This window comes from Marinoscillum sp., from assembly GCF_965229915.1.
Lineage (GTDB): Bacteria > Bacteroidota > Bacteroidia > Cytophagales > Cyclobacteriaceae > Marinoscillum.
In genome coordinates, this window is the sequence record NZ_CBDDJZ010000001.1 from 1,131,123 (window position 1) to 1,157,069 (window position 25,947).

Sequence of the window (25,947 nt, forward strand, 5' to 3'; positions counted from 1 at the left end):
TTAGTCGATTAAAATTTGAAACTTATCCCTACGAGTGCAGTGCGTGGGTTTGGATAGAATCCCAGGTCAATACCCGATGAAAACCCGACATTAAATCCGATATCTGGATCCATACCAGTATACTTGGTGAATGTGGCCACATTGTTTACTGCCACATATACCCTCATTTGTCCAATAGCTTCTGAGCGAATTAACTTGTCCAGATCATATCCCAAAGTGATATTCCCAATTCGGAAGAAATCTCCTTTCTGAATGAACAAGTCAGAAAAATAGATGTAGTTCACGTTTCCATTAGTTACCCGTGGGATGGTGTTGGATGTACCCTGACCTGTCCATCGATCCAATATGGCCGTGGTATAATTATTGAATTTGCCAGAGTGATCACGATAACTCTGCACCAGTTGATGTCCAAATGACCCAAAACCCATTATGGACAAATCAAATCCACGATAGTTTAAGCCTGCCGAAAGGCCTAAAGTCACCGGAGGGTTAGGGTTTCCTAATTGGATTTTGTCCTCATCATTGAGAATACCGTCATCATTTCTATCTACAAACCGAACATCTCCCGGTCTGGCACTACGCTGAATCAACGTCCCATTGGAACTGGTGTGCGCCAGTACTTCTTCTGCATTTTGAAAAATACCGTCTGATTCCAGTCCCCAGAAGTACCCAATAGGAAAGCCGGTACGAGCCTGGAAGAATTCTGGTGAATTTGCATAAAGCTGGTTGGTTGGTCCATGAATGATACCATCCTCTGTAGGTACTTCTTTGACAGTGTTTTGATTGTAATTTGCATTGGCTGTTACATTCCAGTTGACATCCCCAATACTATTGCGATAGCTCATTTCCAACTCAAACCCTGTATTTTCAACACGTCCGCCGTTGATTGCCGGAGCATCTGATCCAGCAGTAGCCAAAATGGGTGGCGTGATGATCCAGTCTATTGTTGACTTCTTGTACCAGTCGATGGATGTAGCTAGTCTTCCTGATAAGAATCGTAAATCCAATCCAATATCTATTTGCTCTGAAGTTTCCCATTTCAGGTTCTCATTGCTCAGTCTGCTTGGATATGCTCCGGGTGTATTCACCCCTTCTTCATCTCCGAAAATATAAGTGGCTTGTGTAAAGGATATTGGTGCCAGATACTGAAAAGCGCCAACAGCCTGACTACCATTTTGCCCCCAGCTAGCTCTAATTTTCGCAAAATCAAGGAAGGCAACACTATTGAGAAATACTTCGTCACTCACTACCCAACCCGCAGATACCGAAGGGAAATATCCCCATCGATTGCCTTCAGCAAATCTGGAAGAACCATCCGCCCGGAAAGTAGCATTGAAAAGGTACTTGTCGTTGAAAGTGTAGCCTACCCGAGCGAAGTAAGAAAGTAGTTTGTCACGATCGTATGGTGCCCCATTCAGCTGTATTAGGTTGGCCTCTTCGTTAGTAGCATTATCTAGCCATGCTTGTTTGAAGTTGGAAAAAACAAGCTCTGCATTCTGACCCGAAATAAATGAACCCTGAAAGTCCCTACTGGACATCCCCAAAAGAATATCGAAGTTATTATCTCCAATACCGAAGGCATAAGTAGCATAATTATCAAACTGAAATGCTCTGCTCCTACTCATGCGTTGGTTGACACTAGTAATCGCATTCAATGCATATTCTGACAGCTCATAAGCTGGGTTAAACGACCGATTTTCATCATTGTATAGATCCACACCAAATGAAGTGTGAAACTTTAAACCACTGATAGGCTCAAACTCAGCGAATACTTTACCCAACAGTTTTTGATTGCTACTTTCATTTTGATTATTGAGTACCATTGATCCGTATGGGTGACCCTCGGTAGGATTCCAGTAGGTCTCACCATTCTGGTCTGTGATGGTATCAGCGGCATTGAAAAAGTTACCATAATCATCATAGACTGGTCTTAGTGGACTCACATTGAAAGCGCCTCTTAAGGTATTGAAATACTGATTGCCATCACTTACTCCATTTCGCTTGCTATAAGTGAAGGTGAGGTTCTCCCCTATCTTCAGGCGATCATCAAAGTATTTGCTCTCAGTATTGACTCGTGCATTGTATCGCTCAAAGTTGGATAGATCTTTACCGCCTACTATGCCCTCCTGACCGGTGTAAGAGAATCCTACGGAGTAAATATTCTGTTTACTACCACCTGTCAACCCAATGGAGTAGTTCTGTGTGGCAGCATTGTCCACAAACATTTCGTTTAGCCATCTAGTATCTGCGCTACCGGAATTCGTATAAGCTGGAAGGTTGTTAATATCAAATGGTAAACCGCCTATTGCTCCTCCAGAGTTGAGGTGCTGTTCGTTCATGATCTGAGCATACTCTTCTGCATTGAGCAGATCCGCTTTCTTAGCTACATTCTGCACACCATAGTAAGCATCGAGTGTTATCTGTGACTTGCCCTCTGAGCCGGACTTGGTGGTGATGAGCACCACACCATTCGCAGCACGAGATCCATAGATAGCAGCAGATGCTGCATCCTTCAGCACGTCTATGGTTTCAATGTCCGCATTGTTCAGGTAACTAATGTCGTTGGTGGCTATACCATCTACAATGTACAGCGGACCAGAATTACCGATAGTACCTTGGCCACGGATCATCACGTTTAGTCCAGCACCAGGCTGACCAGAAGATGAACGAATGGACACCCCTGCCACCTGTCCCTGTAGGGCCTGCATCGGACGGGTGATGTTTCTTTTCATCAGTTCGTCACCTTTTACTTGTGAAGTGGCGGCAGTCACGACTTTTTTACGTTGCGTTCCATATCCAACCACCACTACCTCGTCCAGGCTGGCTATATCTACGGATAGACCGACATTTATTTCAGATCGACTTCCTACAAGTTCCTCCTGAGGCTTGTATCCCACAAATGAAATAAGGAGGATATCATCAGCCGCTGCCTGGATACTATACTTACCATCCATATCTGTGATGGTCCCGTTACTAGTACCCTTGATTAGAATCGTCGCCCCTGGTATAGGCTCTCCATTTTCCATATCAGTAACTGTTCCAGATACCCTCTGATCCTGGGCATATACCATGGCACTGATTAATGTAAATACGATGGCGGCACCCGTCCTAAACCAATTGGCAAATGGCAAGATTTTAAAACCGCTGATTTGAATACACCACATACACTTTTTAATTATGATAATGATCAATTTGGTTGATTAATGTATTCGTAATTAAAGGCGCTTAGCATCACCTTATATTAGGAATATGTCAAATGTATTCGTATCCAAAGCGGAGTAAGGTGTAAGTTTATTCTGAAAAGGGTACAGAAATGTCAGGCAACAAAAAAAGCCCCTTTAGAGCATCTGAAGGGGCTTTTTATTGAGATAATTAGTGACTTTCAATAAACTAAAGTCAAAAATGTTTCTAGTTTTTCTGTGTTTTACTTCTAAACTCCGAAGGGTATTTATTGTAAACTGACTTGAAGTAGCGGCTAAAAAGCTTGGGGTTATTGTATCCTACTTTATAGGCAACTTCTGATACATTCAGCTGGCTCCGCTGCAGTAAATCAGCAGCCCGTTTCATTCGAATGTTACGAATAAAGTCAATTGGAGTTTGTCCTGTGAGACGCAGTACCTTTTGGTAAAAATGCCCACGACTGTAGCCCAACTCGTGACTCAGATCTTCTACAGAAAACTCGGAGTTATCCATATTAGCTTCTACCAGTTCTACTGCCTTGGTGATCAACTGTTCATCCAATGAGACTATCTCCACCTCGCCAGGTGACGCATCAATTTTGTTACCCGACTCCTGTACTCGTTTTTGGAATTTCAACGCACTATTGATGCTGCTGACAAGTATCTCAAAGTTAAATGGCTTAGAAATGTACTCGATGGCACCAGCTTCCAATCCCTGAATCCGGTGCCTGTCTGATGACTGAGCTGTGAGCATGATCACCGGAATATGTAGCGTACGTGGGTCACTCTTGATCTTCTCGCAGAGTTCATGTCCATCCATTACAGGCATCATCACGTCAGTGATCACGATATCTGGCTGTTTGTGTATCAGGCTCTTCCATGCTTCCTTACCATTAGAGGCCACTTGTATGTTGTAGTATTGCTTAAGATTGTCCTTGAGGTAAAACCGAAAATCGAAGTTATCTTCTACCAACATCACAGTGGGCAGAGCAGATTGATCCTCGGTATCTGCCTGAGGCTCTGATTGATTGACTGATTCTGCCAGTTCTTTGACCAGCTCATCGGCCATGTCTTCTTCAGAACTAATCTCCTTTAGCGGCATATCCACAGAGAAGGTAGTCCCCATGTTTGGTCGGCTATCCACAGATATGGTGCCCTTGTGTAATTCTACAAACTCTTTGGTAATGGACAATCCAATGCCCGTACCATTATTGATCAAATCTCCATTGAGGTCATTTTGAAAAAAGCGGTTAAAAATGAACCCTTGCTTTTCAACTGGAATACCGATCCCTGTATCGGACACACTGATGATCACACGGTTCCCATCGGAATTGCGCTGTAGTTCAAAATCAACAATGATCTTACCTCCAGACAAGGTGAATTTAAAAGCATTCGAAAGCAGATTGAACATGATCTTCTCCATCTTATCTTTATCAAAGAAGGTGTAATAGCTCTTCACTTCACTCTGAAAGACCACCGGTATGTCTTTTTCGCGTGACCAATCTGAGAAAGAATCAACCACATCCTGAAGGAAGGTAATGATATCACCGCTGGATTGACTTAGTCGATGTTGGTTGGCTTCTATTTTTCTAAAATCCAACAATTGATTGACCAGAGTCATTAACCGCTTGGCATTTCGCTGAACCATGATCAAATCTCCCTTCTTGATGTGTTCGCTATTTTTGATCATCCGATCGATCGGTGTGAGCACCAGTGATAGTGGAGTTCTAAACTCATGGCTAATATTGGTGAAGAACTTGATCTTCATCATATCTAACTGGTGCTGACGCTCCACTTCTCTTCGTTCATTTTCAATACTTGCCTTTAAGCGTTCACGACGCACGATATAAGTTCTGGTGAGGTAGAGAATGAGAATAATAGCGATGAAATAAAGCACAAACGCCCATGGAGTTTCCCAAAAAGGTGGAGCAATGGATATAACTAGCTCTTTGGATTCAGTCCAGGAATTGGTGCCCGTAGATGCTCTTAGTTTAAAAATATAGGTTCCATAATCAAGGTTTGAATAATTGACTTTTCGCAAATCAGCTGGCGCATTGATCCAATCCTGATCAAACCCTTCCAACATGTACTGATACCTGAGCTTACCTGACTGAAAAAAAGACACCGCCAAATAACTCAAGGAAACAGAGTTTTCGGAATGCTCTAACTCGATCGACGGGATATCACGAATAGGTTGATTGAGAAGTACTCGTCCATTAAACGTTTGGCCAGTAATGATCTCCTGATTGTTGATGCTGAGGCCAGTGATAAGGACCTCAGGTGCACTGCGTTTAATCTCAATTTTGTCCGGGTCAAACAGGTTGAACCCATTTTGTCCTGAAAAAATCAATTGTCCATTTGATGTCTTTAAACTTGCATCTTCAGTGAAGTTTTCAGCCTGCAGTCCATCAGATATGTTGTAATTGTGATACTCATAGTCCTCACCTTGCTGGGTCATTTTGGTGATCCCATGATCTGAACTGATCCATAGATTTCCCTGATCATCTTCTTCAATAGCCATAATGATGCTGGAGGAAAGTCCCTGACTCTTGCGATAAACAGTAAACGCCTCATCAGCCAGGGTAATCCGATTCAACCCATCAAGCGTACCTACCCAAAGGTATTTGTCAGAGCTGTGTATCGACGTTACCGAATTATTGGCTAAAGATCCACCATTGTTTTCACTATCAAATGTTTTTAACTCTCCTGTTTCCTGGTTGTATCGGTTTAACCCATTGCCGGTTCCTATCCAGATATTGCCTTCCGTATCCTCCTCGATGCAAGTGGTATAGTTGGAGGCCAAGCCGTCATTCATAGTGAACGACACTATGGACTGATCCACGGGATCGTATTTGTAAACACCACGATTGAGTGTACCTATCCAGATGTTGCGTCTGGTATCTTCAAACAACTCCCATACGCTGACTCCATCTCCATTGGGAAGTCTGAAGGGCTTAAGATTCCCATTTTTATATTGATAAACACCTTCCAGATAAGAACCAATCCATAAGGTTTGACGTGAATCCATCAGTAAGCTCACGATGACATCAGGTTGGCTTTTCACCAATGATTCTCCTACGGACTTGAACTGCTTTTTATCCAGATCAAATTTCAGCAGACCTTTACCATTGGTGCCAATCCATATATCTCCTTCAGCAGTCTCAGCAAATGAACTCATATCATTGTAGGCCAACTCCTTGTTTCGAGCTCTGAAATGGCTAAAGCTACTTGCTGCGGGGTGATAGTAGCTAAGCCCGCTCTTAGTGGTACCTACCCAAATACCGCCTGAAGAATCCTTGAACAAGGTATTAACATTGTCATTTACAAGGCTTTTGAGTTGATCTGGATCGTTTTGCAAATTACGAATACTCCCAGTAGACTTATCAAGTAGTGTAACTCCTCCATGGTCAGCACCTATCCAGATGGTACCATCTGCTGATTGCAATACGTCCGTTACCAAATCACTACTTATTTCAGGAGCATGATAGAGCTTTGAAGCACCTGTGCGCGTATTTAAGACATAAACTCCAAAGGGGTCACTACTGGAAGAAAGCCATGCATCATGATCTTTATCTACATAAAGGTTCCATTCTTTCCCACTGGAATCCAGACTTTCCGGGAGGCCATACTTGCGCACCACTTTTTGAGATACGGTATTAATCACTTCTATCAGTCCAGAAGAGTGAACGAGCCAAAGTTGATTTTCATCATCCAAATGAAAGTCTGAAACGCTGTTTGAAGATATTTTGATTGCGGCATCCTTTTCGTTATTGGCTGCTATCACCTCGTCATCCTCTGTAAGATAGACCAGCCCTCTATTTTCAATATTGAACCAAAAACCTCCCTTGTTATCCCGAACCATTTGGTTAACCAATGCAGGCTCAGTTTGGAGAAGTTCCAGATATCCTGTTGGCACTGAAAACTTGTCTGTAGCAGGGTGATATACAGAAATACCAGAAGCATTTTTTATCCATATATTGTTGTCAGGGCCATAACTCATCCAAATAACTGTATTGCTATGGAGGGAGGTAGTGTCTTCTTTGTTCTGGTAATAGGTTTTGATCTCATAGCCATCAAAGCGATTGAGCCCGGAAAGAGTACCTATCCAAATGAACCCATCATCATCCTGAAATATCCAGTTTACCTGGTCATTGGAAAGTCCTCCATCTGACACCGTGAGCCGCTCTAGCTTGATGTCCTCTGCAGACTGAGCAGATAGCATAACAACGGACAGAATCAGAAACAGCATGACTGTCAATCTGAAAATACTGCGTATAAAAAAATGAACTCCCATCATTCCTGTTGTTGTATTCGTGATATTAGATACAATTAAATCAGAAAAACTCGGAATCCAGAGAAACCTGACATTTGTTACCTAAATGACAGCCAATACATAACCAACCATTTTTATTAGTCAAGGATATCCAGGAAATGATTTTTGCACATAAAAAAAGCACTGCCTATCAAGACAGTGCTTCATGCAATCGCCACCAAAAAGATCAATTGATTGTAACCGAACCTTCTGAGCGAATATCCCTGGAAGAGGCCCCTATTAGCACCTTATATTCTCCACTTTCTACCTTCCAGTCACTTGTTGAAACGTCATAATATGCCAACTCACTCAGGGGTACCTCTATAGTTACCATTTTACTCTCCCCTCCATTGAGGCTCACCTTAGTGAATGCTTTTAGTTCTTTTGCCGCACGTTCCACTGTTGACTGCTCTTTGGAAAAGTAAACCTGAACTACTTCTTTACCGGCCACTTCTCCTGTGTTGGTTACATCCATACTCAGCTGGATGACATCATCAGTCTGTTTGCTAGAGACCTCTCCGTATTCGAAAGAGGTATAGGATAGCCCGTATCCAAACGCGTAGAATGGTTCCACGTTTTTGGTATCAAACCATCTGTATCCGACCAATATTCCTTCTTCATAGTTCACCACATCTGGTCCGCCAGGGAAGCTTTCGGTGGCATGAGCAGGAGAGTCCTCAAGCTTTGCGGGAAAGGTTACCGGAAGTTTTCCGCTTGGGTTGACGTTCCCAAATAGTACATCAGCAATCGCATCTCCTGCACGAGATCCGTTAAACCAGCTCCAAAGTAGACCATCTACAGTCTGATGAATACCCGACACATCATATGGAGCTCCTGCCACCATCACCACTATTGTATTTGGATTTGCAGCCTTCACTGCCTTGATCAGCTCCTCTTGAGCAAATGGCAGTTTCAACCCTTTCCGGTCCTCTGCTTCTGTTTCCACCAGGCGATTGGATCCACCAAAAACGATCGCTACATCGGACTTTTTAGCAGCCGCCACGGCTTCTTTGATCAGGTCAGGGTCAGCCGTGTAGTCAACTGGTAAACCCCATGAGCGATTCAAATCATTTGGTAAGTACTTTTCCTTGTATCCTTGAGCGTAGTTTATCTCAATATTCGGAAATTTGGCCACCAGACCATCGTAAGGAGTTACCTCAGTTTTGGTTTTGACACCAGCGCCAAACCCTTGATTTGCATGCTTCCTTTTGGCATTATCTCCTATCACTGCCACGCTCTTCACTACACTGGCATCCAAAGGCAATATGTTGTTAGCATTTTTAAGAAGAATAATTGATTCTGCCGCCACATCATACGCTACTTGCAGATGCTCAGGTGTGTTTATTGATCCTTTTTTACGTTTTGCGGTATCCAGAGCATTGATCTCCTGCATCACATACAGGATGTTTTTCACTTTGGCATCAATCACTTCCTCAGCTACTTTTCCAGACTTCACAGCTTCTATGAGTGGCTCTGAAAAATACCACTCATCATAGTCATCGAGCTCAGTACCCATTTCTATATCCAATCCATACATGGCAGATTCCACGGTGGAATGTACTGCCCCCCAATCAGACATCACAAAACCTTTGAATCCCCACTCCTCTCTTAGAATCTGATTGAGCATGTAATCATTCTCAGAGAGATACGCTCCTCTAAACCTGTTATAGGCACTCATGACAGAGTAGGCATTTCCCTCTTTGACCGAAGCTTCAAAAACCGGCAAGTACATTTCTCTAATAGTCCGCTCATCAGCCTGAACATCTATGCTACCCCGAAGAGTCTCCTGATTATTAATCGCATAATGCTTAACGCATGCTGCAACATCCTGCGCCTGCATACCGAGTACGTAAGGCACTGCTAGCTCCTTATTTAGAAATGGATCCTCGGTGAAATACTCAAAATTTCGTCCACCAAGTGGGGATCGAATTAGGTTCACTGCTGGAGCTAGGAGTACATCCTTGCCTCGTGCACGAGCTTCCTCCCCTATAGCCACACCGTATCGTTTGGCCAGCTCCAGGTTCCAGGTAGATGAAAGTCCACCACCTGCCGGGAAAAAAGTAGCAAAATCATTGTCCCAACCAGCCGGAGCCCAGCTATCATTTTGAATCTCTTCACGAATACCAAGAGGCCCATCTGTGGATTTGAGCTTTGGCACACCTAGTCGCTCCACTCCCGCTGAGGTAAACTTGCCACTACCGTGTAGCATATGAACCTTCTCTTCCAGTGTCATCTGATCTACGAGTTCATCTATTCCCATTGGAGCATCTTTTGAGGTATCTTTTTGAGTGGTACATGCCACAATTAAAGCCATGCAGATCACAGCCGTTAATACTTTATTCATTTGTTTAGTTGTCTTTTTGGTCAAGACAAATTTAGAATGAGCATCTACCCATCGGGGTATGCATATTGAGCAGATATGGGCACAATATGTCTTTATTAGCCTAAAGTCATACACTATTATCCCTTGTATCTTACATCTTCTAACTCATGATTAACCAAAACATGGTTATCTTCATCACCCTATGAATTGGAAGTCCTACAGTCCCCCGTGTACTCTTTTGATCTTAATTATCGGTTTAGTATTAAACTTCTCCTGCTCTCCCAAAATTTCGGTTGGTCATGTAGCAAATGGCTGGTCCAAGAACTCGGTCAATACAGTCATTTTCAGAAAACACTCCCTGTACACGTACAAAGACCATCAGTACATCGGCTTCTATGATAACAACCGGGACGTAATCCTGGGAAAGCGCAAAATAGGAACTAATACGTGGGAGCTACAACGTACTCAATACAAAGGAAATGCAGCAGATGCTCACAATAGCATCAGTCTAATTGTAGATACTGAGGGATACCTTCATATCAGCTGGGATCAGCACAACAGCTATCTAAGATATGCCCGCTCGCTAGAGCCAGAAAGTCTGGATCTGGGTAAGGAGCAACCCATGATCGGAACTCTCGAAAAAGTGGTGACCTATCCTGAGTTTCATGCACTCGCCGAGGACATGCTGTTTGCCTACCGGTCAGGTGAATCAGGCAATGGAGACTTAATCCTCAACAAGTATTCTGACGATACGGGAGAGTGGTCCCGACTGCAGGACAACTTAATAGATGGTGAAGGCATGCGCAACGCCTACTGGCAACTAACTACTTCAAGGGATGGCATTATACACATCAGTTGGGTATGGCGTGAGTCAGCAGATGTAGCCAGTAACCACGACCTCTGCTATGCCCGATCCCGTGATGGGGGCAAGTCCTGGGAGCGATCTAATGGAACGTCCTATCAGCTACCCATTACTGCTGCCACAGCAGAAATCATCCAGCCAATACCTCAGGGAAGTGAACTAATCAATCAAACGTCTATGACCACCACGCCTACAGGTGAACCGATGATCGTCACTTACTGGAAAGATAGTACTGACAAGGCTCCACAGTTCAAACTGATCTCACTAAGCCAAGGGAAGTGGCAAACAAACTCTCTCGGATTTCGCAAAATGGATTTCAGTCTTTCTGGAGTAGGCACGAAAGCAATTCCCATTTCCAGACCACAAGTGGTAGCTTCCAGCTCATTTGCCTACATTATTTTCAGGGATGCAGAACGCGCAAATCGCATCTCCGTTGCCCATGCCCCTCTCAATGATTTGAGCAAGTGGCGGATAAAAGACCTAACTGAAAACGCTTACGCCAGTTGGGAACCTACGCTGGATCCTGTACAATGGGAAAGAAATCAGGTTTTGCATGTATTCCTACAAAACACCGTACAGATAGATGGTGAAGGATTGTCCAATACCGCTCCCACCGCTGTTAAGGTATTGGAGTGGAAACCTCAGGACTAAGTAACGAAGCTTACAAGATGAACCGATAGGTATATTTCAGCAAGAAAATATTGCTCCCCTCTGCCCGATGCAAGTCACTAGTCAGATCTCTGAAGGTATTGGTTCGCGAATTGTGATACTCAGATGCATTGGAAGTCCACACTAGAAAAAGAGTTGAACCTGGCACATACTCCCAGCGGAGTACACAGTTGGACCGAAACTGCATGAAATTAAAGTTAGGATCATCCAACTCGTGATCGACCACACCATCATTATTATGATCTATATGGTATACCTCTGATCCAGGAATAAAAGATATCTGATTCTCCTCATAAGGCAGGTATCTGCTATCGTATTCAGAAGCGTTGGCGTTGAGTACACGTTTGAAGTTGGAATATTCACCACGAGAGATAAAAGGCTGCCCCCAGTACTCAATGGATAGATTGGGAGTAATGATGTAATTGGCGCGAAAGGAAGCACTAAAAGTAACCTGATCAATTTTACCCAGGACATATTCATTGGCATAAGAAGAGACGTACTGCAACTCATCATTATTGAATGAAATACCTGGAGAGACTGAAAGCCGCAACGCATCGGTTGGTTGATAACGGATACTAACATCTACACCCTTGCCGTAAAAATTATCATGATTTCCAAAAGCGACCCATGGATTCATTTCCATTGACAATTTTTTGTTGTCATTGCTACTAACATACAGCCAAAACTCCTCACTTCCAGGGTATCGTATGGACGGACCTCCGCGCAAGTCAGCATTAGAGATGGATTGCCCTTGCACTGTGCTCCCCATACCTACAAACCACAGATTCTTGAATTGCATGTGCATGTTGAGATTGATGGCTCGGTATAGATTAACTCCATCAAAATCCCAAGTGAGGTATTGATTGGCATTGAACCGCATCCAGCGAAATACACCAAAGGGCTTCAATATTCGATATTGAGCCCAAGACCACTGTGATATATAATCAGACTGTACTAAAAAGCCCACATCATTGAGCTCAAACTCAGGTGACCTCATGGTAGCTCCAGCTTGAAATACAAGTTTCCCATTTCGTTTGCCCAGGGCGAGACTAGCCGACGTTCCCGTCAGAGATGTTCGGGTAGAATCTACCTCACTCCTTCGATTGTCTTGACGCTGAAAATACCTCTCGCTTGACGTTTGTGTGGCGAGTACCGACGTGGCGCTTCCGTTGACATGACTAAATACGCCATTGACATTTACATAATAATTCCTATTGATAAAGTTTTGCGTAAAGTCGACACCTGCACTATAAGCATCATCATGTAAGTAATCAAAGCGGTCTTCATCCAGATTTCTATTAGTAGCAGTGACCATGGCTCCTATTAGTGCGTTTCCCTGGTTAATATCTTGCTGTACACGTTCCACCACATAGTTGGTCATTGGTTCTACAGATTCCATTCGGGTATTGCCCAGGGTATCAGTGACCTCCACCTTTTCTTTTCGGGTCACCGATTCAAGCACTCCCCATGAGAAGCCATTTTTATTTTTACCAGTGAGTTTTGCGGCTCCAAGTATCCGGGTATTGTTAATATCATCTACATAGGCTATATCTTCAGCATCTGGGTAATACGAAGGTCTACCACCTATCCTTCGGGAGTAAAACATGTTGTCATTATTGAAGGGACCACCCGCCGAAGACTCTGTCAGTCTAAAGTTCAATATGTTGTTACCTTCCAGAAAAAACGGTCTGCGTTCCTGAAAGAAAAGCTGAAATGCCGATAAGTTAACTCTGGATGGATCGGCCTCCACTTGCCCAAAATCAGGATTAATAGTCAAATCAAGTGTCACATCGCTCGTTAGCCCAATTTTGGCATCCACACCAAGGTCAATATCGCTAGACTTACCAGTAGCATAAGGGTTGCCCTCCTCTATGGGACTTCTTTCTGTTTTGGCTAGTATGTACGGTTGTATTTCTAGTTGCTTTTGTGGTTTGATTCCGACTATCCCATCCATCTCACCAAACAAGTGCACCCAGCCAGGAGCTGCCTGAGGAATCGGCTGCCAATAGGAACGCTCCTGCTCACGAAACAACATCCGCATGACCTGTATGCCCCAGACATGTGATTGCTTATCGGCAAACCTCAATTGGGATAGTGGGATTTTGAATTCAGCGATCCACCCCTGATCATCCACGCTAGTTTTGAGATACCAGATTGGATCCCAGGTGGCGTCCCAATTCTGACCATTATTGGAGATATACTCCTCACCCTTCACACCGGAGGCGGAGGCCGAGAAACTAAATGCCGTACGTTTGTCGGCATAGCTGTCAATATTGATTTCCACAAAATCCCCTTCAAACCCGTCCCGACGAGACATTCTGCGAACGACTTTATCGGGTTCTGTATCAAAAGCCCGAATTCCCACGTAGAGGTACTTTGCATCATATAGAATCTTGAATTGAGTTTCTTGAGAAGGTTTGGCTCCATCCACAGGCTGTCGCTGTATAAAATCACCGGCCCATTCCACTTGCTCCCACGCTTCATCATCGAGCAGGCCATCTATAGTAGGTGTAATGCTACCAGTATGTGCTGTAGTATAGGTCCTTCTGGGTGGCTCTGCCTGTGATGTGGCAGCAAAAAATCCTCCCATCAGTAGTAGGGTAATCAAAAATCTCATCAGTCGGGTCAGACCAGCAATGCTGGATTTCAGTTAGTTGTTGTGCTAAGGAATACTACAGAAAAGCATGGAGGTTACATAAAAAAGATTGGCCGGCTCAAAAACATGACCAATGGTAAATTGGAAATTGTTTTCAGGCCGGCCAAATGACAAACGCTCCGCTATTAACCTACATATAGTAAGGATAAAAAGATCAATACCAACAAGGTTAATGTGGATAGTCTAATCAAATCGAGCTTCTGTGGCTTCTCATCCACAAGCTGCTCGGAAGCAATTCTCTCGTCTTTCATATCTGGCGTAATTAGTTATCGATTGTATAGACCCTACCAGTGGTCGGAGGGTTGGAACTTAATTGAAATTATATCTCAAACCTGTAGTCAAAGCAAAACCAGATGGATTTGCTACGAAACTACTATTCGACTTAGTGATGGAATTAATCGACTGACGGTAATTCGGCTCTAATACAAAGTCGAAATTTTTCATGAACCGATAACCCAGTTGTACACCAGCCAGCCCACTAAAACTAAGATCTCTGTAAGGGGATGAATCACCAGGACCTATTGTCAACTCCGCTACGTTGGGGTCTGATGTAGAAAGTCTGTTGCCCAAGTAGATATTTGCCACCACCCCTGCATTCAATTCCATGCTAAACTTTTCATCTAGCAGCACATATCCCGCCTTGACTGGAATGGAGGTGAATTCGAAGACATTATTCATATTTACGTCTCGGTAATCATATTCGACTACTGCTTTTTTAGATAGCTCTGTGACTACCGCTGGAATATTCTTACTCTGGACAGTAGCTGGTATCACCTCCTGAAAGTTGTCACTTCGCACGATAAGGTTGGTTTCAGTCATCGCATCTGCCCTAGCATATTGCACACCACTCTCCAGCGTCCATCTTTCACCCAGTTTCAAGCCAAAGTTAACACCCATAGAGACCGTTTCTCCGGCAGTCATATTTTCGCGCACTGTGGGTGACTGACTATCAAATGCACGGTTGCTATTTTGTGAAAAACCAGATGCTGCATTTACTCCTAGATTACTCGCTAACGAATTGGCAGAACTCGAATAGTTGGGATTGAAGCTACCAGAACCCACATCCAATCCTGCCCAATACTGGGATGATTCAGCCGCTTTCTTCTTTTTCTGAAAATTATAAACAGGTAAATAGTACAGATGCTTGTCCTGATATGAGTTGGAAAATTGTACTTCTAATGGCCTACTGGTCAGAGGTTGGATCTCGTAAAGTGGCATTAACCCATTGCTCTCCTCTTCCCCTGCTAGTCCCGATATAGAGGCAATGTCTTGCACACCACTACCGACACTAGAAAACCCATTCACTTGTGGAGATGTATTGCGTTCGAACCAATTATCAATAGCCCAATCAAAAGGTAATTCTGGATTGGGAGCATTTATGTCTGCTGCTGCTGTGATGACATAGTTTTCAGACTGCTGGGAAAAATAGTTTATAACACCAAAAGATACCGCCATTAGTACTACAGCAGCAGCAACCCATCGATACACAGCAAGTTTGGTTTTATATGCCCCCAAATCTTCATAGGCTAACTGTCTGTCTATTCCTGTCCAGACAGTTTTTGGTGGTTCTTCGCTCCACTCATCAAAGGCTTCACGCCATTCTTTTTCAAATTGTTCTTCAGAATTCTCCCGCCCGGTCATAATCCATATTGTTATTTTCTGAAATCCACTCCTTCAGCAAGCTCTTTGCTCTGGCATATTGCGATTTACTTGTTCCTTCACTGATATTCAGCTGGTCCGCAATCTCATGATGCTTGTAACCTTCGATCGCATAAAGATTAAAGATTACCTGGCATCCGGTTGGCAACCGTCGGATCATAGCCAAAAGCTCCTTGTAACTAAAATTGGACAAGGTGAGCTCTGGACCAGTATGATTTCTTAGGTCGCTTATATCTACCATCGGGTAGAGATACAACTTACTGCGCTGATGGTTCAATGCGGTATTGATTACAATACGCTTGATCCAGTACCCCAGTGACGAATCCTTGCGGAAATCCTTAATGTTTTTGAAAACTTTGATGAAGGCTTCTTGCAAGATATCTTCGGCTTCCTGCTGCATCTTAGAATAGCGCAAGGCAATAGGATACATCTTAGAACTGTAACGGGCATACAATTCTTCCTGTGCTTTGCGTTTTCCTTTGGAGCAGGCGTCGATTAGGTCTTCGTCACTGAAAGTCATTCAGTATAGTTTAAATCATTAGACTCTGATATCTTGCAAATCGTTGGAATCAGTATAACAAATCTATGAAATATCTTCCATCAATTCTTATAATCCTCTTTACAACAAGTTGCGTGCCAGTTAGCACTGATAGCTCCTCAACCTCTGGTAAAAAAATCATTTATGACAACCAGGACTATGAAACCAACATAGGAATGGTCCAATTATATCCCAACGGTTCCAGCCCTCAAAGCAGTATTGAATACCCGACCATTGCTCTGGCCAACCAATCTGGAATGCGATTAGAATTTGACCTACTTCAAAAAAATGCTGATTATGTCAATGTAAGGATGATACACTGTACGTCCGACTGGAAGGAATCCAACCTCAACGACATACAGTTCCTGAAAGAGTACAATGAGTTTGCGGTCAACGAATACGACTTCTCACAAAACACCCGAACACAATACGTAAAATATGGAGTAAACCTTCCCACACCGATTAAGTCTGGCAACTACCTATTAATTGCCAACCGTGACAGTGACCAATCAGATCTACTCTTTACCAGGCGGTTTTTAGTGTACGATAATCGCGCTAGAATTCAATCCAGTATCAGATCGAGCAATATTGTCTCTAAGCGAGAACTAAACCAACAGATCGAATTCGGTATTTACTTTGAAGGGATAGAAAACATCAACCCTCTTAATGACATTAAGGTGGTGATCCTCCAAAATCACAATTGGAATACAATGATCGATGATTTAAAACCGACAAGAATACGGCAGGATGAAGGGTTCATGGAGTATCAGCACTTCAATAGTGAAAACAACTTCCCTGCATGGAATGAATTTCGGTTTTTTGATATTCGTTCCACTGAATTCAGAGGACGCAATGTCTCCAACATACGGATGGAAGACTCACGCGTACAGGCATTCTTAGGATTGGACCGATCTAGAAATAACCTCGCTTACTCCCAGCAGTTGAATGATGACCTAAATGGTGGGTATTATTTGCAAAATACCGATCCAAACGACAGTCAGCTGGAGAGCGAATATATAGAAACACACTTTGAGCTGAACTCAGAGCGCGTAGATGGTGAAGTTTACATTGTCGGCAGGTACAATAACTGGCAGCTTGCTGAAGCTAATAAAATGGTATACGATCAAGCTCTGGGAGGCTACAAAGGCCGATTGCTACTTAAGCAAGGATATTATGATTACATGTACTGGACCGATGCTCCAGACTTGCCAGTCACCTATATGGAAGGGAGCCACTACCAAACCATCAACGATTACGAAATACTGGTGTACTTCCGCAGCCCCTTCAATAACTACGAAGAACTAGTTGGATATCAGCTAACCTCAAGCCGAAACCAGTTCTGATTTGTTCATGAATGGTACGGTGCGTTCGACGGGATTGGAATTGGCCAAATCCAACATGCCAAACCCTTTGCAACATTGAGAACCTAATCCACAAGTGAATATAAAATCCTGGATTTCCTTGGCTGCATAGAGCGTAAACGGAAAAGTATAACCTCGCACTTCTTTCTTCTCACCATCAAAGTAAACCGGGTAGATTCTGGCAAATTTCTTATTCGAACTTCTGATTTTCTCTAAATATTCCTTATCCGGAACCAACTGGAATTTCTGCACTTCAGGAATAGACTCTATGTCAAATCCATATTTGGTCATCCTATTGATGGTGGTTTCATACAGGAAGTCCGAGAATTCGTCGAGAGAAGGATCTATAAATTCCTTCGCGGACTGTGAATCAGCATCTGGCGATATGAGCACCAGAGGGCTAATGCACAGGTATTTAGTGCCTCGTTCCAGGCTAATTGAGACCTCCTCTTCTGCTAGCTCAGGGTGAATGATCAGTTCAGCTATCTGGATAGTATCCTGCTTCAACACCAGAGCTACAATGTGCCTGATAAAGGACTCACTCAGTGAAGAAATCACAATGGTTACTTTTTTGGAATTGTACCTCAGGCCATTTCGGCTTAACCTGGTCTGACCTTTCAAGCCAGAAAAACTAAAGAACGGGTATTCTTTGAATTCATCTGACTGATCATTTTTCAATAAATCCTTTAAAACTTCTGATATCAGAAATTGATGGTGGAAAGGAACCAATGCTCCTCTGTTGCTGACGTTAAATGTTATCCTAACTCTCACGGCACTATGGTTAAAAAATAGAACTACGACCGCAACAAGGTGTTAAGATTTTTTGTTTAGCGAATTGAAGTATTTCTTAAACATTAAATCGGAAATGCATGATATCCCCATCATGAACCACATACTCTTTTCCTTCAATGGATAGTTTGCCTGCTTCCTTGCATGCCTGCTCGGAACCGTACTGCTTGTAATCTTCCATTTTGATCACTTCCGCTTTGATGAACCCTCGCTCAAAGTCTGTATGAATCACTCCGGCAGCTGCGGGTGCTTTCCATCCTTTTTTGATCGTCCATGCACGTACTTCCTGTACTCCAGCAGTGAAATAGGTAATCAGATCCAATAGTGAATACGCCGCTTTGATCAGTCTATTTAATCCTGACTCTTTCAAACCATATTCTTCCAAGAACATGGCTTTGTCATCCGGATCCTCAAATTCTGCTATTTGAGCCTCTAGTGCTGCGGATACTTTTACTACCAGGGCATTTTCAGCAGCCACTGCTTCTTCAAAAGTCTTGCTGTACTGATTGCCGGTATTTACGTTTTCTTCCTCCACATTGGCTACATAAATGATCGGCTTATCGGTGAGTAACTGCAGTTCTTTAACCAGTATTCTCTGCTCCTTGTCCATTTCTAATGCCCGAGCATTTTGTCCAGATTCGAGGTGTTTTTTAAAAGCCAGTAACACGTCCAATTCCTTCTTGGCTTTAGCATCACCACTTTTAGCAATTTTTTCTACACGCTGGATACGTTTATCCACCGACTCCAAATCTTTAAATTGAAGTTCAGTATCAATCACATCTTTATCCTCCACCGGATTGACACGACCCTCTACGTGTACAATATTGTCATTGTCAAAGCATCTCACCACGTGTATAATGGCGTCCACTTCACGAATATTGGCAAGAAATTGATTTCCAAGGCCTTCACCTTTGCTGGCACCTTTAACTAATCCAGCAATATCTACGAATTCAATCACTGTAGGCACCACTTTCTCTGGGTGCACAAGGTCTTTTAAAACATCCAACCGCTCATCTGGGACGGTAATGACACCCACATTGGGCTCTATGGTACAAAAAGGAAAGTTCGCCGCCTCAGCTTTGGCGTTGGAAAGTGCATTAAACAAAGTGGATTTTCCTACATTGGGAAGCCCTACAATTCCACATCTTAATCCCATATCTCAGCTCTTGCTTTTAAATACTTTGTATTGATTAAAACCAGCGTATATCTCTGTGGATGAGACTCTTACCACAGTGTACACCGGTATAGCCACAATCATACCGGGGATCCCCGCCACGGTTGCGCCCACAAAAATAATGACAAATATTTCTAAAGGGTGAGCTTTCACACTTTTCGAGAAAATAAGTGGCTGTAGTACAATGTTGTCAATGGCCTGGACGATTCCAAAAACGGAAAACACCTTAACAATCAATAGAATGTTGTCATTGCTAAATGAGAAATCACCAGAAGTGCTGATGGCGACCAAAATCCCAAATATTCCTCCTAGTAAAGGTCCTAAGTAGGGAATCAGATTGGCAATGGCCGCAAACACAGCTATGGTGACTGCATAATTAACGCCCACTATAGACAAGCCAATAGAAGCCAAACTGAAAATAGAAAACATCTGAAAAAGGATGCCAATCAGAAAATTGGAAAGTAACCGCTCAATCTTATAGAGAGCAGAAATAAAAACTTCAAAATACTGATTAGGAATCAAGGCAATTAGCTGACGCCTGATGATGCCATTTTCATAAAGCAAAAAGAACGTAATAAACGTAACGGCCAGCACACCTACAAAAAAACTCCCGGTGAGAGACAATACCTGATTGAAAACATCCGTTACGTTAATTTCTTTGATAAAACCGAGTAATCCTTCCCGGGTGGAATTGACCAAAAAACCCGACTCTTGTTCCGTCAGATGGTTGCTGATCATCACTTGTTCCACCCATCGAAGGGGCGCTACCAGAGAATCATATACTACATTGAATTCTAGTGCGCTTAACACTTCGATCTGCTCTGAGATCAGCGGAACAAAAAGCAAAACAAACAAGGTAAGAACAGCCACTACGACCAGGTAAGAACTGAGTATGGCCACAAAACGAGGAATCTTACCTCCAAAAAGCTGAAACCGAGTGATTTGATTGGTGAGCGGCCGCAAAACTGTGGCCAAAACAATAGATATAGTGAGGTAAACGAAGATATTGGAGAAATACCATACAGCTACTCCCAGCAGGATGACAAAACCAATGATAGCGGCCAAAGTGCGGTTCATGGCCTAAAAATAAGAAAAGCTCCGTAGGAAGGAGCTTTTTATCAAATATCTATTGAATTAATCCCATTTCAGGTCAGAATCATCATCAGTGACATTGAGGGTTTCGGCCTCATCTGAATCATTGTTCTCAAACTGTGAAAAATCCACCTCAGGAAGAAGCTCTGTTTTCACATGATTGACAGTTTCATTCAGAGCTTCCACAAACTTGTGAAAATCCTCTTTGTACAAAAAGATCTTGTGCTTCTCATAATAGAAACCGTCATCTTTAAATCTTCTCTTGCTTTCTGTGATCGTTAGGTAATAATCATTGGATCTGGTAGACTTTACGTCAAAAAAATAGGTCCGCTTTCCCGCTCTCACTCTCTCCGAATAAATCTCGTCTCTCCCTTTTTCCTTATTCTCTTCCACAATTCTAAATGTTTGTTTGGTCTTTAAATCGTTACTGATTCGGTTCAATCAATTTGCAGTTAAATATAGCATTTAAAAATTGACAAATGCAAACGACATATTTTAAGACTTCATCTGAAATTACGTTACTTTGGTAGAAGAATCATGAAGATAAAACCTGAAGATTAGCATAAATGGACATCCGATTAGCTGATATCAAACAATTCGAAAACCTCGACTTACTAGCCAAACAACTGGTAGAGGGGTTTATCACTGGCTTGCATAAATCACCCTATCATGGTTTTTCGGTAGAGTTTGCAGAGCATAAACTCTACAACTTCGGTGAAAGTACTCGTCACGTAGACTGGAAAGTCTATGCTCGAACGGACCGGTTATACACCAAACAGTTTGAAGAAGAAACAAATCTGCGCGCACAGATTTTACTGGATGTCTCCAACTCGATGCACTATCCCAAACCCCATAATGAAAAGCTTAAGTTTTCGGTATTGTGCGCTGCTGCACTAGCCTATTTACTCACCTCACAACGTGATGCAGTAGGTCTGACGACTTTCTCAGATAAGATTCTGTACCAATCTCCTTTAAAAACTACCAAGTCGCATTTGAGTCAACTACTCACTCACCTTCGTGAGCAGCTAAATGCTGAAGGAGATAATGCTACAGATGTCTCTGGAGTACTTCATCAGATCGCACAAAAGATTCACCGAAGATCGCTTGTGATCATCTTTAGTGATATGTTCCAAAAGACCAATGATCTGGATGAAATCTTCAAGGCCCTTCAACACCTGAAGCACAACAAACACGAAATCCTCATATTCCATGTGACCGATCATGCTACCGAACTAGAGTTCGAATTCGAGGATCGTCCACACCGATTCATTGATCTGGAGACCCAGCAGTCCGTGAAACTAAACCCAAGAGATATAAAGGAAGCCTATAAGGATCGAATGGAAGCTCTCTACCAAGAACTCAAACTGAAGTGTGGCTCCTATAAGATCGACATGATCGAAGCAAATGTGTCAGATAGCTTTGAAAAGATACTTGGTGCTTACCTGATCAAACGAAAACGTATGCGATGACATACTAAGACATAAAAAAAGCGGGTCAAGCCCGCTTTTTTTATATCTCCAGGTGATTGCTACTCAATGTGCAACCACTCTTTTTTCGCTTCGAGCTCTTCTTGAGTTTCCTCATAGTCTGGATCAGGCACACAACAATCCACCGGACAGACAGCAGCGCACTGAGGTTCTTCATGAAAACCGGTACATTCAGTACACTTTCCTGAAACGATGTAATAAAATTCGTCTGAAACAGGTTCTTGAGTTTCTTCACCATCTATGACAGTTCCGTCCTCCATTTCAACCTCTTTCAGATCCGTGCCATCAGACCATTTCCACTCCACTCCACCTTCGTAGATAGCAGTGTTTGGGCATTCCGGCTCGCATGCACCGCAGTTGATGCATTCATCTGTGATCATTATTGCCATGTTGAAACTTATTTTATGTCGTACAACAACAGTGAACAAAATTATCTACAATAAGTTTGCGTGCAAACAATATCCTGACAATTAAATGACTCTGAACGAAAGAATTGATGCTTTTGCAGCTTTGGGAGAGAAAATCACCAAATTATCATCTGACAAGCTAGAAGAATACGCCTACAGAGCGCAATCTCAAAATCAATGGTTCACAGAGGACAATGTCAAACGAGCATTTGAGGGAATCGCCTTCATGCTCCAATCAGAAAAACTCAAGTCATGGACCAAAAACTATACCTCACTTGAAGCCGAAGTTCCAAAAATAGTTGGAGTCATCATGGCTGGAAATATACCATTGGTAGGGTTTCATGATTTGCTGTGTGTATTACTATCTGGTCATTTTGCCGCGATCAAAACCAGCTCACAGGATACTTATCTGGTACAACTGCTCGTTGACTGGCTGCTGGAGATTGAACCCCGATTCAAAAAAAACCTAGAAGCCAGAGAACGACTTACGAATATTGATGCACTCATCGCCACCGGCAGTGACAATACTGCCAGATATTTTGAATACTACTTCAAAGATCATCCGAAGATCATTCGAAAGAACAGAACCTCAATCGCTATATTGGATGGAACAGAAACACCAGAAGAGCTTCATGAACTAGGTAAAGACATTTTCTGGTATTTTGGCCTTGGTTGCCGCAATGTCTCCAAGGTACTTGTTCCTTCGGGTTATGATCCCTCAACATTCTTTGAAGCTATAGAAGATTACAAAGCAGTAGGCGATCATTACAAATACCGAAACAACTACGACTATCACAAATCGATTTTGCTGGTAAACGGCACCAAACACCTGGATAATGGATTCTTGCTTTGGTTGCCAACGGAGAATTTGGTGTCTCCTATTTCCATTCTTCATGCAGAAGAATACAACAGCACGGAAGAGCTCAATTCTATCATAGAATCCTATGGTGATAAGCTCCAATGCATTATGGGTAAGAATAAAATTCCTTTCGGTTCCGGGCAACTACCAGAGCCATGGGATTATGCAGATAATGTGGATACGTTGGAGTTTTTAGAGAAGCTTTGATTAATACTTCTAGGTCAATAACCAAAGAAGGGCTGCTTACACGGTAAACAGCCCTTCTATTCAGAACTTCTTTAGGTCTTTAAGCCTTGTTCATCTCTTTGATCAGGTTCAAAGCAGAACCTGCTTTAAACCAGGCAATCTGACCTTCGTTGTAAGAATGATTGGTCACAATCACATCTTTACTGCCATCGGCATGAACAAACTCAAGTGTGAGTGGCTTGCCTGATACAAACTCAGTCAAATCAAGGAAATTAATCGTATCAGCCTCCTGAATCTTATCGTAATCAGCTTCATTAGCAAAGGTTAATGCAAGCATTCCTTGCTTTTTCAGGTTTGTTTCATGGATTCGGGCAAAGGATTTTACAAGAACTGCTCTCACACCCAAATGTCTAGGCTGCATGGCTGCATGCTCTCTGGAAGAGCCTTCACCATAGTTGTGATCTCCAACAACGATTGTAGGTATACCTGCAGCTTTGTACGCTCGCTGCACATCAGGCACGCCACCATACTCTCCTGTCAACTGATTTTTTACTTTATCAGTCTCGCCGTTGAAGGCGTTGACGGCACCCGTTAGTGTGTTATTGGAGATATTATCCAGGTGACCTCTAAATCTCAACCAGGGACCAGCCATGGAAATGTGATCAGTTGTACACTTTCCTTGTGCTTTGATCAAGAGTTTGGCGCCAGTGATGTTTTTTCCATCCCAAGGCTTAAACCCTTCAAGCAGTTGCAGACGCTTAGAATCTGGATTGACTACCACTTCTACTCCAGAACCATCCTCAGCTGGATTAATATAGCCCGCATCCTCCACGTCAAATCCCTTTGGAGGGAGTTCCCAACCTGTAGGAGGATCAAGCTTTACTTGTTCACCTTTATCGTTGGTTAAGGTATCTGTCATTGGGTTGAAGCCCAACTTACCCGAAATCGCAATTGCCGCTACCATCTCTGGAGATGTGACGAAGGCATGCGTATTTGGGTTTCCATCTGCTCTTTTAGCAAAGTTTCTATTAAACGAGTGAACGATGGTATTCTTCTCTTTCTTATCAGCACCAGCTCGATCCCACTGACCGATACATGGACCACAGGCATTGGTAAACACTTTGGTTCCCAACTTTTCGAACGTTTCGATAAAACCATCACGCTCAATTGTGAAGCGAACCTGTTCTGAACCAGGGTTAATTCCAAAGTCAGCAGCAGGCTTAAGTCCTTTGGCCAAAGCTTGCTCAGCAATAGATGCTGCTCTGGAGATATCTTCATAAGATGAATTAGTACAAGAACCGATCAGTCCCCATTCTACTTTCTCAGGCCATCCATTTTCCTGAGCCTTTTTACTCATTTCAGAAACAGGAGTAGCCAAATCTGGTGTAAACGGACCATTTACGTGTGGCTCTAGTTCATCCAAATTGATTTCAATCACCTGATCAAAATACTGCTCAGGATTCGCATAGACTTCAGGGTCACCAGTCAAATGTTCCTTCACTCCATTAGCTAAATCAGCTACTTCATCGCGACCAGTAGCTCTCAGATAGCGCTCCATAGACTCATCATATCCGAAAGTAGATGTAGTCGCTCCGATCTCTGCACCCATGTTGCAGATGGTTCCTTTACCAGTACACGACATGCTTTGAGCTCCATCACCGAAGTACTCGACGATTGCGCCTGTTCCTCCTTTCACGGTAAGAATTCCTGCTACTTTAAGGATCACGTCCTTCGGAGCAGTCCAACCGTTCATTTTACCAGTAAGCTTCACACCTATTAGTTTAGGAAACTTAAGCTCCCACGGCATTCCAGCCATCACATCTACTGCATCAGCTCCACCAACACCAACAGCTACCATTCCGAGTCCACCGGCATTCACCGTATGCGAATCTGTACCGATCATCATTCCACCCGGAAATGCATAGTTTTCCAGAACTACCTGGTGTATAATTCCAGCACCAGGTTTCCAGAAACCGATACCATATTTATTAGAAACAGACTCCAAGAAGTTAAACACTTCATTGGAGCTATTCAGGGCATTCTGCAAATCTGCAGCTGCTCCTACCTTTGCTTGAATCAAATGATCGCAATGCACTGTAGTTGGAACTGCTACTTTGCTTTTGCCTGCTTGCATAAACTGCAGCAGCGCCATTTGGGCAGTAGCATCCTGGCAAGCAATTCTGTCTGGAGCAAAATCCACATACGACTCGCCTCTCTTGTAAACCTCTTTTGGCTCACCTTCAGCTAAGTGACTATACAATATCTTTTCTGCCAGGGTCAATGGTTTCCCAGTGACCTCTTTTGCTTTATTTACTCTTTGGCCTATAGTCTCATAGACCCTTTTAATCATATCAATATCAAATGCCATTGTGCTATGAATTTTCTCAAAAATCA

At 43.0% G+C, this 25,947-nt stretch carries 17 protein-coding genes; 4 read left to right on the forward strand and 13 right to left on the reverse strand.

The genetic code is table 11. The features are described from left to right. Nucleotides 1–8: 8 nt before the first annotated feature. From ACO067_RS04955 to ACO067_RS04965, 3 genes are all read right to left on the reverse strand, one after another. Nucleotides 9–3,164, reverse strand: a complete 3,156-nt coding sequence (locus tag ACO067_RS04955; RefSeq protein ID WP_421871425.1) for a SusC/RagA family TonB-linked outer membrane protein — start codon at nucleotides 3,162–3,164, stop codon at nucleotides 9–11. 244 nt (nucleotides 3,165–3,408) lie between these two features. Further along, nucleotides 3,409–7,428 (reverse strand): two-component regulator propeller domain-containing protein, encoded by a 4,020-nt coding sequence (locus ACO067_RS04960; RefSeq protein ID WP_421871428.1) that lies wholly within the window; start codon nucleotides 7,426–7,428, stop codon nucleotides 3,409–3,411. A 250-nt stretch (nucleotides 7,429–7,678) separates the two neighbouring features. Next, nucleotides 7,679–9,835 (reverse strand): glycoside hydrolase family 3 C-terminal domain-containing protein, encoded by a 2,157-nt coding sequence (locus ACO067_RS04965; protein WP_421871430.1) that lies wholly within the window; start codon nucleotides 9,833–9,835, stop codon nucleotides 7,679–7,681. Between the two features lie 181 nt (nucleotides 9,836–10,016). Here ACO067_RS04965 and ACO067_RS04970 point away from each other — a divergent pair, with 181 nt between their 5' ends. Continuing rightward, nucleotides 10,017–11,327 carry a BNR repeat-containing protein gene (locus ACO067_RS04970; RefSeq protein WP_421871432.1) on the forward strand — a complete coding sequence of 437 codons (1,311 nt, stop codon included), beginning with the start codon at nucleotides 10,017–10,019 and terminating at the stop codon, nucleotides 11,325–11,327. 10 nt (nucleotides 11,328–11,337) lie between these two features. Here the strand turns inward: ACO067_RS04970 and ACO067_RS04975 are convergent, their stop codons facing one another. The 4 genes from ACO067_RS04975 to ACO067_RS04990 form a co-directional block, all read right to left on the reverse strand. Beyond that, entirely contained in the window at nucleotides 11,338–13,962 is a 2,625-nt protein-coding gene (locus tag ACO067_RS04975) for a DUF5916 domain-containing protein (RefSeq protein WP_421871434.1), read from the reverse strand. 164 nt (nucleotides 13,963–14,126) lie between these two features. After that, entirely contained in the window at nucleotides 14,127–14,252 is a 126-nt protein-coding gene (locus ACO067_RS04980; RefSeq protein WP_421871437.1) for a hypothetical protein, read from the reverse strand. Between the two features lie 58 nt (nucleotides 14,253–14,310). Then, nucleotides 14,311–15,642: a hypothetical protein gene (locus tag ACO067_RS04985; RefSeq protein WP_421871439.1), complete on the reverse strand. Its 1,332-nt coding sequence runs from the start codon at nucleotides 15,640–15,642 to the stop codon at nucleotides 14,311–14,313. Continuing rightward, the gene (locus ACO067_RS04990) at nucleotides 15,620–16,180 is read right to left on the reverse strand and encodes an RNA polymerase sigma factor (protein WP_421871440.1); all 561 of its coding nucleotides are present in this window, start codon (nucleotides 16,178–16,180) and stop codon (nucleotides 15,620–15,622) included. The genes ACO067_RS04985 and ACO067_RS04990 overlap by 23 nt, the downstream gene beginning before the upstream one ends. A 113-nt stretch (nucleotides 16,181–16,293) precedes the next feature. On the opposite strand from ACO067_RS04990, the gene ACO067_RS04995 reads away from it, so the two are divergent. Continuing rightward, nucleotides 16,294–17,541, forward strand: a complete 1,248-nt coding sequence (locus ACO067_RS04995) for a type IX secretion system plug protein domain-containing protein (protein WP_421871442.1) — start codon at nucleotides 16,294–16,296, stop codon at nucleotides 17,539–17,541. Here the strand turns inward: ACO067_RS04995 and ACO067_RS05000 are convergent. From ACO067_RS05000 to ACO067_RS05015, 4 genes are all read right to left on the reverse strand, one after another. After that, entirely contained in the window at nucleotides 17,521–18,330 is an 810-nt protein-coding gene (locus tag ACO067_RS05000; RefSeq protein ID WP_421871444.1) for a CRISPR-associated endoribonuclease Cas6, read from the reverse strand. The genes ACO067_RS04995 and ACO067_RS05000 overlap by 21 nt on opposite strands. A gap of 76 nt (nucleotides 18,331–18,406) precedes the next feature. Next, nucleotides 18,407–19,504, reverse strand: a complete 1,098-nt coding sequence (gene ychF / locus ACO067_RS05005; protein WP_421871446.1) for a redox-regulated ATPase YchF — start codon at nucleotides 19,502–19,504, stop codon at nucleotides 18,407–18,409. 3 nt (nucleotides 19,505–19,507) lie between these two features. Continuing rightward, nucleotides 19,508–20,599 carry an AI-2E family transporter gene (locus ACO067_RS05010; protein ID WP_421871447.1) on the reverse strand — a complete coding sequence of 364 codons (1,092 nt, stop codon included), beginning with the start codon at nucleotides 20,597–20,599 and terminating at the stop codon, nucleotides 19,508–19,510. A 57-nt stretch (nucleotides 20,600–20,656) separates the two neighbouring features. Next, complete coding sequence (locus ACO067_RS05015; RefSeq protein ID WP_421878270.1) at nucleotides 20,657–21,007, reverse strand: DUF3276 family protein; 351 nt, start codon at nucleotides 21,005–21,007, stop codon at nucleotides 20,657–20,659. A 173-nt stretch (nucleotides 21,008–21,180) separates the two neighbouring features. On the opposite strand from ACO067_RS05015, the gene ACO067_RS05020 reads away from it, so the two are divergent. Further along, nucleotides 21,181–22,083, forward strand: coding sequence for a DUF58 domain-containing protein (locus ACO067_RS05020; protein WP_421871449.1), 903 nt, complete (start codon nucleotides 21,181–21,183; stop codon nucleotides 22,081–22,083). A gap of 59 nt (nucleotides 22,084–22,142) precedes the next feature. Here ACO067_RS05020 and ACO067_RS05025 read toward each other — a convergent pair whose 3' ends face one another. Continuing rightward, nucleotides 22,143–22,490 carry a 4Fe-4S dicluster domain-containing protein gene (locus tag ACO067_RS05025; protein ID WP_421871451.1) on the reverse strand — a complete coding sequence of 116 codons (348 nt, stop codon included), beginning with the start codon at nucleotides 22,488–22,490 and terminating at the stop codon, nucleotides 22,143–22,145. A gap of 85 nt (nucleotides 22,491–22,575) precedes the next feature. On the opposite strand from ACO067_RS05025, the gene ACO067_RS05030 reads away from it, so the two are divergent. Beyond that, on the forward strand, nucleotides 22,576–23,574 hold the full coding sequence (locus ACO067_RS05030) for an acyl-CoA reductase (protein ID WP_421871453.1): 999 nt from the start codon (nucleotides 22,576–22,578) through the stop codon (nucleotides 23,572–23,574). A 79-nt stretch (nucleotides 23,575–23,653) separates the two neighbouring features. Here the strand turns inward: ACO067_RS05030 and ACO067_RS05035 are convergent, their stop codons facing one another. Beyond that, on the reverse strand, nucleotides 23,654–25,921 hold the full coding sequence (locus ACO067_RS05035; RefSeq protein ID WP_421871455.1) for an aconitate hydratase: 2,268 nt from the start codon (nucleotides 25,919–25,921) through the stop codon (nucleotides 23,654–23,656). Nucleotides 25,922–25,947 lie beyond the last annotated feature (26 nt).